This window comes from Flavitalea plasmicola (assembly GCF_030546645.1).
GTDB lineage: Bacteria > Bacteroidota > Bacteroidia > Chitinophagales > Chitinophagaceae > Puia.
Genome location: NZ_JAUOTO010000009.1, coordinates 392206 through 408764, shown reverse-complemented (window position 1 = coordinate 408764; position 16559 = coordinate 392206). Strand labels below are relative to the sequence as shown.

Sequence of the window (16559 nt, the reverse complement as noted above, 5' to 3'; positions counted from 1 at the left end):
TCAGCTTATTGAATGATCTTCTCGACATGCGTCAGCTTGCCTTCTTCATTAACACCCTCCAGGACAACCCTGAGCTTTTTCGTTATGTCGTTATTGAAGAATTTGATGCTTATTTTCTTATTGTCCTTATCCGTCAGCAAAAAAGGTTTCCAGTACAGGGTCGTGCGAATATCTTCCTGTACGCTCTCGGGCGATGTCTCCAGGTAGTTGGGCACATAGAATTCCTTCATGACTGAATATCCCACCAACGTGGCGCGATCCAATCCTTTGAAGTTGGCGTCATTCCTTTTTTCATCTCCCCCCTTCCGGGTATAGACGGCAATGACACCGCCGGCGCCTCCGCCGAAACCAACACCCGATCCCGGCCTGAATACTTTCACCATCGCCACATCCGAAACAGGTGTGGATTGCAGCTGCTGGGCATCCACCTGCATTTCATTCAGATACAGGCTGGGCGTCGATCCCCGCCAGGTCAGCGAAGGAGTGCCGCCGGGACTTCCCGCAGTGGTTATCTGCAAGCCCGCCACCTTTCCCTGCAGATATTGGAAGATGTCCATCATCGACACCGCATATGGATCATTCACCAGGTCGAAGGTATAGGCGTCCCCACCGGCAAACATACCCGAAGCATATTTCTCATCCAGCTTCTGTGCGTCCGTCTTCACCCGCCCCTTTACGGTCACCGACTCCAGCGTCTTTATCTTCTGGTCGATAATGGGCTTGATCCGGGCAGCCTCCTCATAGACAAAACGGTTCCTCCTGAGATAAAGGGAATCCTCCGCCGTCCAGCCATCATACGTTGTGGTCAGCGGCCTGGCCATACGCCCGCCTCTTACCAATCCTGTATTAAATGTCACCGCCGCCTCATTCGATAATTTACGATTTACATTGAACTGATAGTACGCCTTGGCCGTATCGAAGAACACTAACCCCGTTATTCCGAACTTGATCCCTGACAAATGCGGCAGCTGCAGCATCTGCGTGCTGGAATCCTTCTTGGATAAGATCACATTCAAGGACTCCTCCTTGGCGATCTTATAGGGATCGATCCCCAATACTTCCACCTTCATGGAAAGATAATCCTGCTCAGGATTCTTGATAACAGGCAGCTTCCCCTTCACCACCTGATCCCACTTAAATCGCCGCCACCCATGCGTCATCATGACCAGGTCCAGGTGATTGGTCAGGCTATCCGCCTCGCCGGAAAAATAATAATAGGGATTGTGCACATATCCCCTGATATCCCCCAGCAACAGCAGATGGGAGATGATATTGTCGTCTAAAGGGAAATCCCCGTCCGCCGTCGCATCCGTCACGGCAATGGAAAGATTGCTGCGGAGGGTATCCGGCACTTCTACCTGGAGGACATTGTTCCCCCGTTTGTTCGTATTCTTCGCCATCACCGCCAGCTCAGGGCTGAATATATACTCATTGTTGTTGACAAATACCACCCGCTCCGCCACTGGAAGATTGGTCTCTGTAAACACGGTCACCTGCAATACGCCCGTCGGCAATTGCGCAGTAGGAATAGTCCCTCCACTCATGAAGTTTTCTTCCAGGTTGATCTTTGCCTTGTACACCATGTGCTGGTGCATATGCCCCATAATGACCAGATGCTTGTACTCCGGACCACCCTCACCTGACCGGGCGACGGAGAACAGTATCTTCTGATGTCCGGTGACGGTCCTCAATACGACTCCCATTGGCTTCACAGCCGGCAAAGGCGTCCTTCGCTCTACCCCATGTTCATCCGTCCACACCGCGATCAGGCTATCTCCCTTGTCGGGGGTCACCGCGAACTTCCCCATCCCATCATGCTCCGCACTAAAATTGATCAGCGATTTCCCCTTTCCATCCACGATCATCCCTTTCACCTTCACAGGTAATCCAAACTGGTCGTTTGCCTTAAATGCCACCATGCTCTCCACTCCCGCCACCATGTCTCCACTCTCGGGAAAGAACTGGATCATCGCCTGCTGGGGAATGGCCGTCACTCCCGAATCCGTCTTTTTATCATATACCCGGATATCTTTTTCATAATAAAAGGCAGTGTCAAAATTCGTCATCCAGGTAGTATAGGCCCTGAAATGCAGATGCCTGCTTTTCAAAACCTTCGGAAGGTCGTAATTACCGGCTGCCGTGGCCTCCAGGATGGGTGAGACCTTCCGCTCGATGATCGTGCCGTCGGCATCCGATAGCTCGGTATAAAAGTTCTTGCTGAAAAGTGAAGGGTCGGCACCTGAAAAAATATAAGCTTTGAACCAAATGGTCTCGCCCGGATTGTAGATTTTCTTATCAAAATGCACATATACCTTTTCCTGAGGAAAATTATTGGCATAAATGTTCATGACGGAATCCAGCTGCTGGGAAAAGGAAAACTTAGGCAAACAAAAGATCAGACATATGAAAAAAGCATTACGATAATGGCTCATAGAAATAAAATTACTACTATAATTCTCCTTGATTCGGGGAAAACTCCAAAATGAGCCCCGGCTCATTGGCCGAAGGCCAGACATAACATACTTGCTGCAAATGGGCTAAATTATGTATAAGTCCATTTGCCAGCAACTTAAAAACGGATTAATTTCGGCAAGTTTTAGAATTTTCAGGAAAGAAAAAATTGTTAAAATGGTTTTAACAAAATCGACAAAAGAACTATACGAAGAATATACCCTTCGCATGAAGAAGGTCGCCGACGTAAGGAATGCGGCGGCAGTATTGCAATGGGACGAAGAAACATACCTGCCTGCTAAAGGAGCGGCCTTCCGTGGCCGCCAGTTGGCTACCCTCTCGGAGATCGCACATGAATGGTCCATAGATCCGGCGCTGGGCGATCTGCTGACGACGCTAAAGGAAAGGGGCGATCTCGATGAACCCGGACAAAGAAATATAACTTTAAGCCTGGAAGACTATACCCGGCAGAAAAAATTCACCCCGGCATTCATCCGCCTCCTCAGCGAAACCACTTCCCGGTGCTTCCACACCTGGGTAAAAGCCCGCACAGCCAATTCATTCAGCTTGTTCAGGGATGACCTCGACCAGATGATACAGCTGAAAAAACAGGAAGCTGAGCTGGCTGGCTATGAACAGCACCCTTATAATGCCTTGCTGGACCAGTTTGAGAGAGGCGCCACGGTATCTCTCCTCGACAACGCCTTCAACCAGGTACGCGAGCCTCTGAAAGACCTGCTCACCCGTATCCAGGCCCGCCCGGCCGCGGACGACAGTTTCCTCCACCGTACCTATCCCAAACAAAAGCAGTGGGATTTCGGCATGGAGGTCATCCGCCAAATGGGATTTGATTTCGAGGCAGGCAGGCAGGACATCTCGGAACATCCTTTCACCACCAGCTTTAACAAATATGACGTTAGGATCACCACCCGCATTGATGAACAGGACTTCGCCAATATGACCTGGAGCTGCATCCATGAGACAGGACACGCACTGTATGAACAGGGACTCCCGGAAGAATACTATGGACTGCCCCTGGGCGAATATGCATCACTGAGCATCCATGAATCCCAATCGCGACTGTGGGAAAATAACGTAGGCAGAAGCCTAGCCTGGTGGAAGCACTGGTACCCCACTCTCCTTACCTACTTTCCCCAACAACTGGAGGGGGTCTCCGTTGACCAGTTCTACCATGGCATCAATAAGGTAACGACCTCCCTCATTCGTACCGAAGCGGACGAGGTCTCCTACCATTTCCACGTCATGATCCGTTATGAATTGGAAAAAAGCCTGCTGGAAGGAACCCTGTCGGTAGACGATATTCCCGCCTATTGGAACCAAAAGTACTCGGAATATCTAAATGTCTCAGTACCAGACGATAAGAATGGTTGCCTACAAGATGTCCATTGGAGCCACGGGAGTCTTGGCTACTTTCCCACCTATAGCCTGGGTAGCTTTTACGGGGCACAGCTATACTTAGCCGCTGAGGATCAGGACAGTAGCATCAAAGCATCTATTGCTCAGGGTAATACGGCGCCCTTATTGAATTGGTTGCGCCAAAATGTCCATCGACATGGCCGTCGGTACACCAGCGAAGAACTCTGCCGCCAGGCCACAGGCCAAACCCTGGATATTCAATATTTTCTGCATTACTTACTTGATAAATACAAAAAAATTTACAATTTTTGAGGAATAAAATCCCGTTCCATGAAGCGCCTGTCCCTGTCTGCCCTTGTCCTCTTTGTTTTATTTTCCATTTCCTGCAAAAAATTTATCCAGCAGCAGGAACAAAAAGCCGTGATGGCCATCATCACTAATGGATATTGGCATGTCGAGCAATACCTTCAAAACGATAGTAACATAACCGCCACATTCTCAGGTTATCTCTTTAAATTTGATGCTGATGGCAAAGTGACGGGCACAAAGGACAATGTATCTCAAACAGGCTCATGGTCCGCAAACGTCGATGCCAGGACCATCACTTCCAATTTTCCTTCGGCAACGCCCCCGGTGAGTTTGTTGAATGGTATATGGAAAATAAAGGACAGCGGCTCGGATTTTGTACTGGCTACTTATACCGATACGACACTCGACACTTCCAATACCCTACGACTGAAAAAGTAGAAACCACCTGTCTTAGATCCATTATTGGCCTCTTTTCCGTAACATCCGGGCACACCCGGGTCGGGAGGTATGTTTTATGAATATTGCCAAAATTGACCACTTTTTGATCCGGATAAAACTCATTGTCATCTGCTGCCTCCTTGGGATCACCCTCCGTGCCCAGGTCCCCGTCGTCGATTTCTCAGCTTCCACCACGTCTGGCTGTGGTCCATTGGCCGTTACCTTCACCGACCATTCCACCAACAAACCCCTTTCCTGGGCCTGGGATTTCGGGAATGGCCAGATATCCAGTTCCCAAAACCCTGGAGTGGTCTATACCAGCCCGGGTACTTACACGGTTACCCTGATCGCAAAGAACAGCAGCGGTGCAGCCTCCCTCGTAAAGACTGATTATATAACGGTATTCCCTTACCCCTCCGCCAACTTCATTTCCGACTTACAGGTAGGGTGCGCTCCCGCTACGATCCACTTCACCGACCAGTCGACACCAGGACAAGGCACCAACATTGAATGGACCTGGGATTTCGGGGACGGGGGGAGTTCAAATGTGCAAAACCCTACTCACACTTTTACGCAGACGGGCTATTATAATGTCTCCCTTACAGTTAAAAATTCCGGGGGTTGTTCCAGGAACACCGTCCTCTATCGCTATATCCGCATCGTCCCGGGCGTCCAGCCGGATTTCACCTGGTCTCAAACCTCCACGTCCTGCTCGGCACCTTTCAATATTAGTTTTAACAACCAGACCTCCGGCCCCGGCAACCTCTCCTATAGCTGGGACCTTGGCAATAGCACGACCTCCAACGCAAAGAACCCTACTACCACCTACCCGTCCAATACCAATTATGATATCAAGCTGACAGCCACCAGCGACCTGGGATGCAGCGCCACCAAATCCAAAACGGCCAGTTTCCAGAACAATGCCCCGGTGATCACAGCTCCTGCCAATGCCTGCGTGAACAACCCCGTAAGTTTCCAGAACGGCTCATCCCCGGCCCCCCTCACCGCCTCCTGGGACTTTGGCGATGGCACCACTTCTACTTTTCCCAATCCCCAGAAAACCTATACAGCAGTGGGCACCTACACCGTGACCCTTACTAATACGTACGCCTCCTGCAGCTCGACTTCTACCAAATCGATCGATGTCGTAGCCACTCCTCCCGCCAACTTTACGGCGGATAAAACCACCGGTTGCAAGACACCTTTCACCGTCAATTTCACCGATCAGACAACAGGCGGCATCGGATGGCTATGGGACTTCGGGGACGGTCAGTCCTCCACCCTGCAGAACCCCAGCCACACTTACGTTAGCCTGGGCAACTTCGACGTCACGCTCACGGTGACCACTAATTCAGGATGCACCAACGCTCTCACCAAACCCCAATACATAAAGCTGGGAGCCTCTACTGCCGGCCCCTACGCCTCCACTACACAAGGCTGCGTCGGCATCCCCATTCACCCGATACCCAATGTATCCTCCCTGGATGGCGTGGCTTCCTTCCTGTGGACGGCCCCTGGCGCTACCCCTTCCTCCTCGACGGCCGCAGGCCCCTTCTTCACCTACAACGCCGAAGGAAATTATGATATCACCTTACAGATCACTACCAACGGAGGATGTACTTTCACGCAGACATTCCCCGGCATTGCAGTCATAGGCAACAAGGTCGCCCCGCAATTCGCCGCCAGCCCGACCACGTCCTGTGCCCGTCAACCCATTACTTTCACCAGCCCCTCCACGCCCGTGGATAAATGGCTCTGGGTCTTTGGCGACGGCGACACCAGCCAGTCAAAGCCACCCATTACGCATAAATATGTCGACACGGGCTACAATGACATCATCCTCTCCGTGACAAATCATGGTTGCACGCTCACCGATACGGCAAAGAATTTTGTTTATATCAATGCTCCCCTGGCAGGATTTAAATACCAGATCGACTGCGCCAACAGACAACGCGTTGCATTCACGGATACTTCGAAGACCGATCCATCCAAAGGTCCCGCTACTTATAAATGGGACTTCGGCGACGGAACCACCGACCTGACACCAAACCCTCCCATCCACAACTATCCTGACAAAAATCCAAGAACCATCACCCTCATCGTCAGCCAGGGCGGCTGCGCCGACACGGTCTCAACAAACATCCTTCTACAGAATGTCGTCCCTTCCTTCACCATTTCCCCCAATCCATCCTGTAAATACGCCCAGTTCACTTTGACATCCACCAGCGCACCTGCAACCGCCATCGACTCCTTCACCTGGACAGTCAACAATGTCACTCGTACTTTGGTAACACCCATATTTAAAACAGGTATTACCGATACAGGCAAATACACCATCACCCTGAAAGTAACGGACAAAGGTGGCTGCTCCTACTCTGTCAATAATAATATCCAGATCACAGCACCCACAGCGAAATTCGCTCCCAACATCGGTGGCTGTAAGAACAGTCCCATCACCTTCACCGACCAGTCCATCCCCTATGATGCCGGCACCCCCATTACCAACTGGTCGTGGAACTTTGGCGATGGCAATACGACCACCACCAACAACAACACTGTCACCCATAACTATGCCGACACAGGCACCTACGACGTCACCCTCGCCGTAACAGATGCCAAAGGCTGCGTCGATACCATCACCATTCCGTCGACAGCAAAGATCTCCTCGGCTAAAGCTGGCTTCTTCGCTGACACCCTGTACTGCCCCAACGCCCCTGTTCCTTTTACAGATAGCTCAAAAGGCAACAACCTTACCTATAGCTGGGATTTCGGCGATGGGTCAGCCGCCCCGGCTGCACCCGGTTCCACGGACCAGAACCCATTCCATTCCTACGGTAGCAATGGCCAGTACTATAGTGTTAAGCTAAAGGTGACGGATGGAACAGGATGCTCCGACTCCGTCACCCGTACCAACTATATCCATATCCAAAAACCCATCGCTTCCTTTATCCTTCAGGACAGCACGGGCATCTGCGTCCCTATGCAAGCCAGCTTTATACCAACGGGAAAATACTACGACAGCCTCTATTGGAACTTTGGCGATGGTCAGACCTCCACACTGGATACGACGACACATTTTTACAACAACTATGGAAATCCGGGGAAGAACTACGCTTTTACAGCCATGCTCATCCTCCAGGGCGCAGGTGGCTGCCGCGACACAGCCCAACGCAATGTCTTTGTCTTCCTGCCCTTTAATACGTCCTCGTTGCAATTCTCGCCTTTCCAGGCTTGCGATTCGGTCACCGCGCTATTTTCGGCGTCACCGACCCCTTACACGGATTTTGCCATCAACTTCGGTGATGGCACTGCCGACTCATCGGGCAATCAGTCCCCAACCCATACCTATCGTAACCTCGGTACCTTCTCCCCCCAGTTGGTCCTTACGGATGCTTCGGGTTGTATCGCGACTAGAAACAACGGTAATGTAGTGGTGCTGGGAGCCGTACCGATTTACTCCTCGGACAAAAAAGCTTCCTGCGACACAGGCACCATATACTTCCAGGGCATCGTCATCACCAACGACGGCCAAAGCAATTACACCTGGGACTTCGGAGATGGCACCACGCTCACGGGAGCGCCCACTACCCCCCCGAACGATCCCTTCCTGTCCCAATTTCATTACTACAGCCAGCCTGGCGTTCGCCTGGCTTCGCTCAAAGTGACGACCAACAATGGCTGCAACGAAACATATACCGATACCATCCATATCTGGCAAACACCCCATCCCCTCATCAGCGCTGAAGGAACGCTTTGCACCGGCTTTGTCCAATTTCATGGCGACGTCACCACTCCCAATGTCGACAGTGTCAGCTGGGCCTGGACCTTTAGCACCGGATCTTCTTCCAACGCAAAAGACCCCTATCTCAACTTTCCGCCAGGACCGCTCACGGCACACCTGAAAACCTCCGTCGCCTTTGGTTGCAACGATACCATCTCCCAATCCCTGACTATTCTCCCGCTGCCGGAGATAAAAGGCCCGAAGGTCATCACCACGCCCGTAGGCATCCCCGTCACCCTGCCATTCTCATACAGCTCCAACGTCAATACCTATGTCTGGTCGCCTTCCACCTATCTGGATTGCACCGACTGCCCCACACCCGTATCCACTCCTACTTTTAATACCACCTATACCATAAAAGTCACAGACGAAAATAATTGCGTTTCCATCGACACGGTACTGGTGAAAACTATCTGCAACGGGGAAAATTATTTTATACCCAATACATTTTCACCCAACGAGGATGGCGTCAACGACGTCTTCTATCCCCGGGGTAAAGGATTATACAACATACAGGGAATGCGGATCTTCAACCGCTGGGGTCAGCTGGTGTTCGAAAGAAAAGACTTCCCGGCAAATACGGAATCCATGGGATGGGATGGAACAGTCAATGGCCGGCCGGCGCCATCGGACGCATATGTCTATATCATAGACGTCATCTGCATCAACGCACAGGTGATCGCACTAAAAGGAGATGTCACTTTAATCAGATAAACCTTGAGGAACTATAAGTCATACATACAGCTGCTTATCCTGACCTTCGGCATCCTGCACATGCAATCAGCCAGGTGCCAGGATATTCATTTTTCCCAATTCTTTGAAGCGCCTCTTCTCCGGAATCCATCCCTGGCAGGCATCTTCACAGGAGACTATAGAGTGCAGGCCGTCTTTCGCGACCAGTGGAGCAGCTTTACCAACGCATATCGCACCGGCTCCCTCAACGGTGAATATAAAATGCCCGTAGGCAAAGGCAGTGACTTCCTCACGGCAGGCCTGCAGCTGCTTTATGACAAAGCAGGCTCCGCAGCCCTCTCCACCACAGAATTGCTGCCGGCACTCAACTATCATAAATCCCTAAGCGACGACCACCCCATGTACCTCTCCCTGGGCTTCATGGGAGGACTGGTGGAAAAAAGGATCGACATGTCCAAGGTCACCACCAATAGCCAATACAACGGTACGGCGTTTGATCCCGCACTTCCCGACGGCGAGCTGCTGGTCAATCCCACTGTTCGCTACCTCGACGGCAGCCTGGGCCTGAGCTTTAACACCGTCTTCGGACAAGATAAGGCCAACAGCCTATTCTTCGGCGCCGCCTTGCATCATGTTAACCGCCCTAAGAACTCCTTCTACAAAAGCACCATCGAGCTGGACCCCAAATATGTCTTCTCCGGAGGCCTGAAGCTCACCATCAACGAATTCGCCTTCTTCACCGTCCAGGCAGATCACACCCGCCAGGGCTCCGCAACAGAAACCATCGGCGGCGCACTCTATTCCTATAAACTGGGAGACGATCCGGAAAATTCCAGCTACATCCTCAGCCTCGGCAGCTTCCTCCGGTGGAAAGACGCCCTTATCCCTGTCATAAAACTCGACATGAACGCCCTGGCGGTCTCCTTTAGCTATGACGTCAACGTTTCACAATTGAAAACGGTGAGCCAGGGCAGAGGCGGAATAGAGCTATCTATCTCCTACATAGGATTTACCAGCCGCGAAAATGCCAAATACAGGATACTATGCCCGAAATTTTAGTGTAGAAATTTTGACGTAGATTTATGCCCTATAAAATTCATTTCTTTATGCCAGTAACCGTTGGTCAGCAAGCTCCCGCATTTTCCCTTTACGATTCAGAAAAGAAAAAGATCAGCCTTGAGGATTTCAAAGGAAAGAACGTACTCCTACTTTTCTTTCCCCAGGCTTTCACCGGCACCTGCACAAAAGAGCTCTGCAGCACCCGTGATAACATCGCCCTTTACGAACAGGTTAATGCCCAGGTACTGGCCATCAGCGTAGACTCCCTTTTCACCCTGGCAAGATATAAAGACGATCAGCAGCTGAACTTCCCCTTACTGAGCGATTTCAACAAAGAAGTTTCGAAAGCATACGACTGTCTGTATGAAACCTTCGTCTTTGACATGAAAGGCGTCTCCAAGAGATCCGCTTTTGTCCTGGATAAGAACGGTATCGTCCGGTACGCCGAGGTGCTGGAAACTGCCAGCGACCTTCCCGACTTCTCCACCATCCAAAAAACACTATCTGAACTTAACTAATTATTAGTCAAATAGTTATATCCCAGACCCCAATCGGGATATTGTGCCAAAATTTAGTAAAATTTTTGGACTGGAATTTGTATCTTTGAATGTAAACACCTATTTTGGATTCACGTGTAAAATACGCCAATGCATGAGGATTTTTTACATCATTTTATCCATTATTCTACTGACATCCACCCAGGCTAAAAGCCAGGCAAAAGGCCCCATGCCTGACCCGGAAAAAAAGGTAGTCAAATTCTATCCTAATCCGGCCATTTCCTATATCACTTTCGAAGTTGTAAAAGATTCCAACAAATCATACACCCTGCAGATCTACAATTTCCTCGGCAGAAAAGTAAAGGATGTAACCGAGATCACCCCCAAAACCGTGGTTAATGTCAGCGAGCTCGTTCGCGGCATCTACATCTTCCAGCTAAAAGACCCCAATGGCAGGATTACCGACTCCGGCACATTCCAGATCAATAAATAAGTTCCGCTGCTCCGCTTTGCCGGCGACCCTACCCCTTCCACCACTGTAATTTCTCCTTCTGTCAACATCTATCATATACTTGAGCCGACACACTATTTAGCAGAAGCAAATATTTCCACCATCGAAATTAAGGTGGTTCCAGGGCAGGGTCGACCTCATACCCTGCCTCCGCAAAATAGTAAAAGATACATCCTTTTGTCCAAAGAATCCTGCGACTCGCCACCACCGCGGCCAGCCGATCAGCTATGGCCTGGAGGAGCCTTACCATTGGGCCAGCGCATTCAGCTACATTGGTCCAATAGAATATCAGCCTGGCAAAGAACAAATGCCCAGTGGTACCCAATGTACAGCGACGGAAGGCACATAGCTGTCGGGAGTAATAAAAGAGGTAACCTACAGCACCTAACCAATCCCACAAACCATCAAAGCACCTGCACAATCAAAAACTTAAGATAATTCGTATTCTCCCACCCCTCTATGATCGGATGGTCACTGGCCTGCGCCTGAAAAGTCACCTGCCGCAACTTACGCCGTGCATCCTTGGCAGCCATTTGTATCGTCTCCAGAAAAAGCTCCGGCTGCACCAGGTTCGTACACGAAGAGGTCACCAGGAATCCCCCCTTCTTTACCAGCTTCATCCCCCGAAGATTGATCTCCTTATAGCCCGTGATCGCCTTTTGTATGGTCTCACGGCTCTTGGTAAAAGCAGGCGGGTCCAACATCACCACATCATATTGGCGACCTTCCTTGCTCCACTGTTTCAGCACATCGAATGCATTCACTGCCTCATACCTGCAGATCTTATCCAATCCGTTGAGCTCGGCATTCCGCCTGGCCTGCGCCACGGCATTCTCCGAAATATCCAGTCCAAGGACCGATCTGGCCCCATACCAACCGGCATGGGTCTCAAAACTGCCCGTATAACAAAAAGCCCCCAGCACATCCGCCCCCTTGACGATATGCCGGATAGCACGCCGGTTATCCTGCTGATCCAGGAAGTAACCAGTCTTCTGGCCATTCTCAATATCTACATGCATTTGCAGGCCATTCTCCCTGATGATGATCTGCGTATCAAATGGAGCTGACAAAAATCCCTTCTGCTGTGGCATGCCCTCCAGCTCCCGCACTGGCACGTCATTGCGCTCATAGATCCCCTTGGGACTAAACAGCTGCTCCAGCGCTTTCACAATGGCAGGTTTCCACCTGTCCATCCCCAAAGCCAGCGTCTGAAGGACAAAATAATCGTTGAATTTGTCGATGATCAGCGCAGGCATGAAGTCCGCCTCCCCGAAAATAAGCCGGCAGTTCTCCGTATAACCCAGCTTCTGCCGGTACGCCCAGGCCTCTTTTATACGACCATAAAAAAAACCTTCATCGATGATCTCGGACTTCTCCCGCGTCAGCAGCCTCACCAATATCTGGGACTGCGGGTTGATATACCCCTTTCCTACAAACTTTTTGTCGTGCGTATAAACCTCTACCGTCTCGCCCCCGGCTGCATCCCCTTCCACCGTATTCACCTCATTACCAAATATCCAGGGATGACCGCTCTCGATACGACGGCTGATCTTTTTCTTCAGATAAACTTTTGTCATGGGCCGCAAAGATACAATCTTCAGGAAAAGCACCGTTTAACAAACGTAATACTCTAATAAACAACAAATTAGCCTCCCTGTCAGCCAAAAGCCGGATAATACGACAATTTGTCTCTATTTAGCCCTTGGCAAAACTTTTGACTACCTTACCTTTGTGACCCAAAAAACGCGGAAAGCGTTTGTCCGAAAGTCAAAAATCAGCGCTTAATTTTTAAGGATATGAACATAGAAGACATGGACCAACATATGGAAGACATGAATACAGACGAAAATGTCGCAGGGACCACCCATCTGAATGACCGTTTGTCTGGCGAGGATGAGCTGGAAAAACTGAAAGAAGAAGTGCAGTCCCAGAAGGATAAATATCTGCGGCTTTTTGCTGAATTCGACAACTTCAGGAAACGTAGCGCAAGGGAAAACCTGGAGTTGAGACAGACGGCCGGCAAAGAGGTTATTATCTCCCTCCTGGACGTGCTTGACGACTGCGACCGGGCAGAAAAACAACTACAGGCTGCAGAAAACATCGACCAGGTGAAAGATGGCATCCAGTTGGTGTTCTCCAAGCTCCGTAGCACCCTCCAAAGCAGAGGGTTGAAACCTATGCAAAGCATTCACACCGATTTCGATGTGGAAAAGCACGAAGCTATCACGGAAGTGCCCGTTCAGGACGATAGGCTGAAAGGGAAAGTTATCGACGAAGTGACAAAAGGCTATTACCTCAATGACAAGATCATCCGTTTCGCCAAAGTGGTAGTGGGCAAATAAAATAAACAGATCTAGTTTCTACTTATGTCTACGAAGAGAGATTATTATGAAATACTCGGTGTTGCAAAAGGTTCCTCAGCCGATGATATCAAGAAAGCCTACCGCAAAGTAGCCATGCAATTCCACCCGGACCGCAATCCCGGTGATAAGGCGGCGGAAGAAAAATTTAAGGAGGCAGCCGAAGCATACGAGGTACTGAGCGATGCAGACAAACGGGCCCGGTATGACCGCTATGGCCATGCAGGTGTGTCCGGCAATGGTCGCGGCAACGGCCCCAACATGGAAGACATCTTCAGCCAGTTTGGAGATATCTTCGGGGACGACCTTTTCGGCAGCTTCTTCGGCGGCGGCAGAAGAGGGGGCGGCGGCTCCCGTTCCAGGGGCGTCAGAGGCAGCAATCTCCGGGTAAAGATCAAGCTCAATTACGAAGAAATAGCAAAAGGCGTACAGAAGAATATTAAGGTAAAAAAATATGTCACCTGCAACACCTGCACCGGCAGTGGCGCCAAAGACAAGAGCAGCGTACAGACTTGCTCTACCTGCGGCGGCAGCGGCCAGGTCCGCAAGGTCACCAGCACCTTCCTGGGTCAGATGCAGACAGTTACCACCTGCCCCACCTGTAATGGCGAAGGTTCCACTATCACGGCTAAATGTTCGGTATGTAAAGGTGAAGGCCGGGTCTACGGAGAAGAAACAGTCACCATCGATATTCCAGCCGGCGTACAGGAAGGCATGCAGCTAAGCGTAGGAGGCAGAGGCAATGCAGGAGAAAGAGGCGGCGCAGCCGGCGACCTCATCATCCTCATCGAAGAAGAACAACATCCCGAATTACACCGCGACGGACTCAATGTCGCGTTTGAGCTCCATATCTCTTTCGCAGACGCCGTCTTTGGAATGAATGCGGAAGTACCAACAATAGACGGAAAAGCAAAGATCAAGATTCCGCCAGGCACGCAGAGTGGTAAGATCTTCCGCCTTAAAGGGAAAGGCTTCCCGGGCGTCAACTCATACGAAAAAGGCGACCAGCTGATCCACGTCAACGTCTGGACGCCCCAGCACGTCACTCCGGAAGAGAAGGCGATCCTGGAAAAATTAGGCGACTCACCCAACTTCCAGCCGAAGCCGGATAAGAATGAACGTAGCTTCTTCGATAAAGTGAGGGAAATGTTTTCTTAGCGACGAGCTTTGAGCTACTAGCCACGAGCCATGTCTTAATAAATCTCCGCTCATAGCTCGCAGCTCATGGCTCACAGCTTGCAGCCTGTAGCTGGCAGCTTGAGGCTAGCTAGTGGCTTTTCCTCCCCCGCCGCCCATAGATCTTCCGGGCCTTCTCTATCAGCCCAATGAATTCCTGCTGCATCCCATCGTCGGGATCACGGGATTTCTCAGCTATCTCTATGGCGTCCTTCCAGCCCGCCTGGTAAGTGAATCGCGACCGCTTTAACAAACCGCCGAACAATGCAATAGAAGTGGCAAAACGATAACATGGCTGCAGGTCCCGGAAAGCCGTCAGCTGATTGGGGCATTCAAAATTGCTCACCCTCGCCATTGAATCATGTGGCAGCTTGTAATTCAATACCACACGCGCCAGCCGGTTCCTGTCCACCTGCTCTATACTATCCGGGTCCGTAGGCGCTATTTCGAATAAGGCCAGCAGGGAATGACCGGACCCCACCTCTCCGCCCTGCACCTCATTCATCGAATCCGATAACATTTTTACCTTATTGTCAAAACCAATCAGCCGGTAGCTTTTGACAAGCGATTGATTGAATGAAATATTCAGGTAGGCATCATCGGCAACGGCATACACCGTTTGCGTGAACTCCCTTACCAACACTTTCTCCGCCTCACGCTCGTCATCCAGGTAAGCGAAATTTCCATTGCCCTTCTTGGCAAGTACTTCCAGTTTGGAATCCTTGTAATTCCCCATCCCTACCCCAAGACACGTAAGATAAATACCCCACTGCTTATGCAGCGACACCAGCTTTTCCAGCTCGTCCTCCGATGTTTCCCCCACATTGAAATCCCCATCCGTCGCGAGGACCACCCGGTTATTCCCCCCTTTGATGAATTGGCTCTTTGCCACACGGTAAGCAGCCCGGATACCCGCTTCCCCCGGCGTCGGCCCCCCGGGAGACAGGTCCTCGATGGCCTTCTGGATCTTTTTCTTATCTCCTCCGGAAGTAGGCGTCAGCCATACACCTACGGCACTGCCATAGACGACGATAGATACGGTATCGACTGGCCTTAGATTATTCACCAGTAAAGTAAAAGCGGACTTCAACAAAGGCAGCTTGTTCGGCATGTCCATTGACCCCGACACATCCACCAGGAACACGAGGTTGGCAGGAGGTATCTGCGCCGGGTCCACTTTCCGCGCACACACTTTCAGGAACAACAACTGATCCTCCGGGTTCCAGGGACATTCCGACAAATCGGACTGAATGGAAAAACAACTGTCCCTGGGCGGATCGGTATAACCGAAATTGAAATAGTTCAGCAGCTCCTCTATACGCACCGCATCGGGTGGGATCGTGCTGCCCATGTTCAGGAATCTGCGCACGTTGCTGTACGAAGCTTTGTCGATATTGACGGCAAACCCCGTTTCAGGAAATCGTGAGGCGGGAACAAATTCATTTTCCACCAGTGAGCTATAGGTCTCGCCACCCACGGTCCAGCCTTTCCAATCCGCCCCTTTCAGATCTTTCGTCAACGAAAGCAACCGCTTCTTAGGGGCCGGCGGCGGATGAAAAAGTAATTTTAACGTGATGTGCTGGTATTGGGTCGCGTCTACATGTATCGTGGTTGTCTGGAATCCCTCTGCAGAAAGCGTAATAGAATCATCAGCCTGTGGCACAGGTATCCCAAACTCTCCGGAACTTCCGGAATGATAGGAATATCCGCTGGAATGAAGCAGTATCCTTACATTTGGCAAGAAGCTATTGGTTTCATCCTTTACTTCACCTCTTAGATAGAACTGGCCCGCGGAAGAATGAAATAAAAGACAGCCAATAACAAAAATGGCTACATCTTTCAATGGGATATTTTGATTCTTAAATTAATGCGTTCTTTCCTCTCTGTCAAGTCCCTCTTTGTTAAAG

Annotated in this window: 11 protein-coding genes; 8 read left to right on the top strand and 3 right to left on the bottom strand. The window is 50.6% G+C overall.

Going from position 1 to position 16559, the window contains the following annotated elements; genetic code table 11:
• Positions 1-5 precede the first annotated feature (5 nt).
• Positions 6-2432 (bottom strand): hypothetical protein, encoded by a 2427-nt coding sequence (locus tag Q4E93_RS31055; protein WP_303591839.1) that lies wholly within the window; start codon positions 2430-2432, stop codon positions 6-8.
• Positions 2433-2628: 196 nt separating this feature from the next.
• Here Q4E93_RS31055 and Q4E93_RS31050 point away from each other — a divergent pair, with 196 nt between their 5' ends.
• The 6 genes from Q4E93_RS31050 to Q4E93_RS31025 all read left to right on the top strand — a co-directional run bounded on the left by Q4E93_RS31050 (position 2629) and on the right by Q4E93_RS31025 (position 11098).
• Positions 2629-4140 carry a carboxypeptidase M32 gene (locus Q4E93_RS31050; protein ID WP_303591838.1) on the top strand — a complete coding sequence of 504 codons (1512 nt, stop codon included), beginning with the start codon at positions 2629-2631 and terminating at the stop codon, positions 4138-4140.
• A gap of 18 nt (positions 4141-4158) precedes the next feature.
• Positions 4159-4575, top strand: a complete 417-nt coding sequence (locus Q4E93_RS31045) for a lipocalin/fatty acid-binding family protein (protein WP_303591837.1) — start codon at positions 4159-4161, stop codon at positions 4573-4575.
• A gap of 103 nt (positions 4576-4678) precedes the next feature.
• Positions 4679-9070 (top strand): PKD domain-containing protein, encoded by a 4392-nt coding sequence (locus Q4E93_RS31040; protein WP_303591836.1) that lies wholly within the window; start codon positions 4679-4681, stop codon positions 9068-9070.
• Between the two features lie 3 nt (positions 9071-9073).
• Positions 9074-10108, top strand: coding sequence for a PorP/SprF family type IX secretion system membrane protein (locus tag Q4E93_RS31035; RefSeq protein WP_303591835.1), 1035 nt, complete (start codon positions 9074-9076; stop codon positions 10106-10108).
• A gap of 47 nt (positions 10109-10155) precedes the next feature.
• Positions 10156-10626, top strand: a complete 471-nt coding sequence (locus Q4E93_RS31030) for a redoxin domain-containing protein (RefSeq protein ID WP_303591834.1) — start codon at positions 10156-10158, stop codon at positions 10624-10626.
• A gap of 133 nt (positions 10627-10759) precedes the next feature.
• Positions 10760-11098 (top strand): T9SS type A sorting domain-containing protein, encoded by a 339-nt coding sequence (locus tag Q4E93_RS31025; RefSeq protein WP_303591833.1) that lies wholly within the window; start codon positions 10760-10762, stop codon positions 11096-11098.
• Between the two features lie 422 nt (positions 11099-11520).
• Here the strand turns inward: Q4E93_RS31025 and Q4E93_RS31020 are convergent, their stop codons facing one another.
• Positions 11521-12693 (bottom strand): class I SAM-dependent rRNA methyltransferase, encoded by a 1173-nt coding sequence (locus Q4E93_RS31020; RefSeq protein WP_303591832.1) that lies wholly within the window; start codon positions 12691-12693, stop codon positions 11521-11523.
• 219 nt (positions 12694-12912) lie between these two features.
• Here Q4E93_RS31020 and Q4E93_RS31015 point away from each other — a divergent pair, with 219 nt between their 5' ends.
• Both Q4E93_RS31015 and dnaJ read left to right on the top strand, forming a co-directional pair.
• Positions 12913-13458, top strand: a complete 546-nt coding sequence (locus tag Q4E93_RS31015) for a nucleotide exchange factor GrpE (RefSeq protein ID WP_303591831.1) — start codon at positions 12913-12915, stop codon at positions 13456-13458.
• Between the two features lie 24 nt (positions 13459-13482).
• A complete protein-coding gene (dnaJ, locus tag Q4E93_RS31010) occupies positions 13483-14634 on the top strand; it encodes a molecular chaperone DnaJ (RefSeq protein WP_303591830.1) in 1152 nt (383 codons plus the stop codon).
• A 109-nt stretch (positions 14635-14743) separates the two neighbouring features.
• Here the strand turns inward: dnaJ and Q4E93_RS31005 are convergent, their stop codons facing one another.
• A complete protein-coding gene (locus Q4E93_RS31005; protein ID WP_303591829.1) occupies positions 14744-16495 on the bottom strand; it encodes a vWA domain-containing protein in 1752 nt (583 codons plus the stop codon).
• Positions 16496-16559 lie beyond the last annotated feature (64 nt).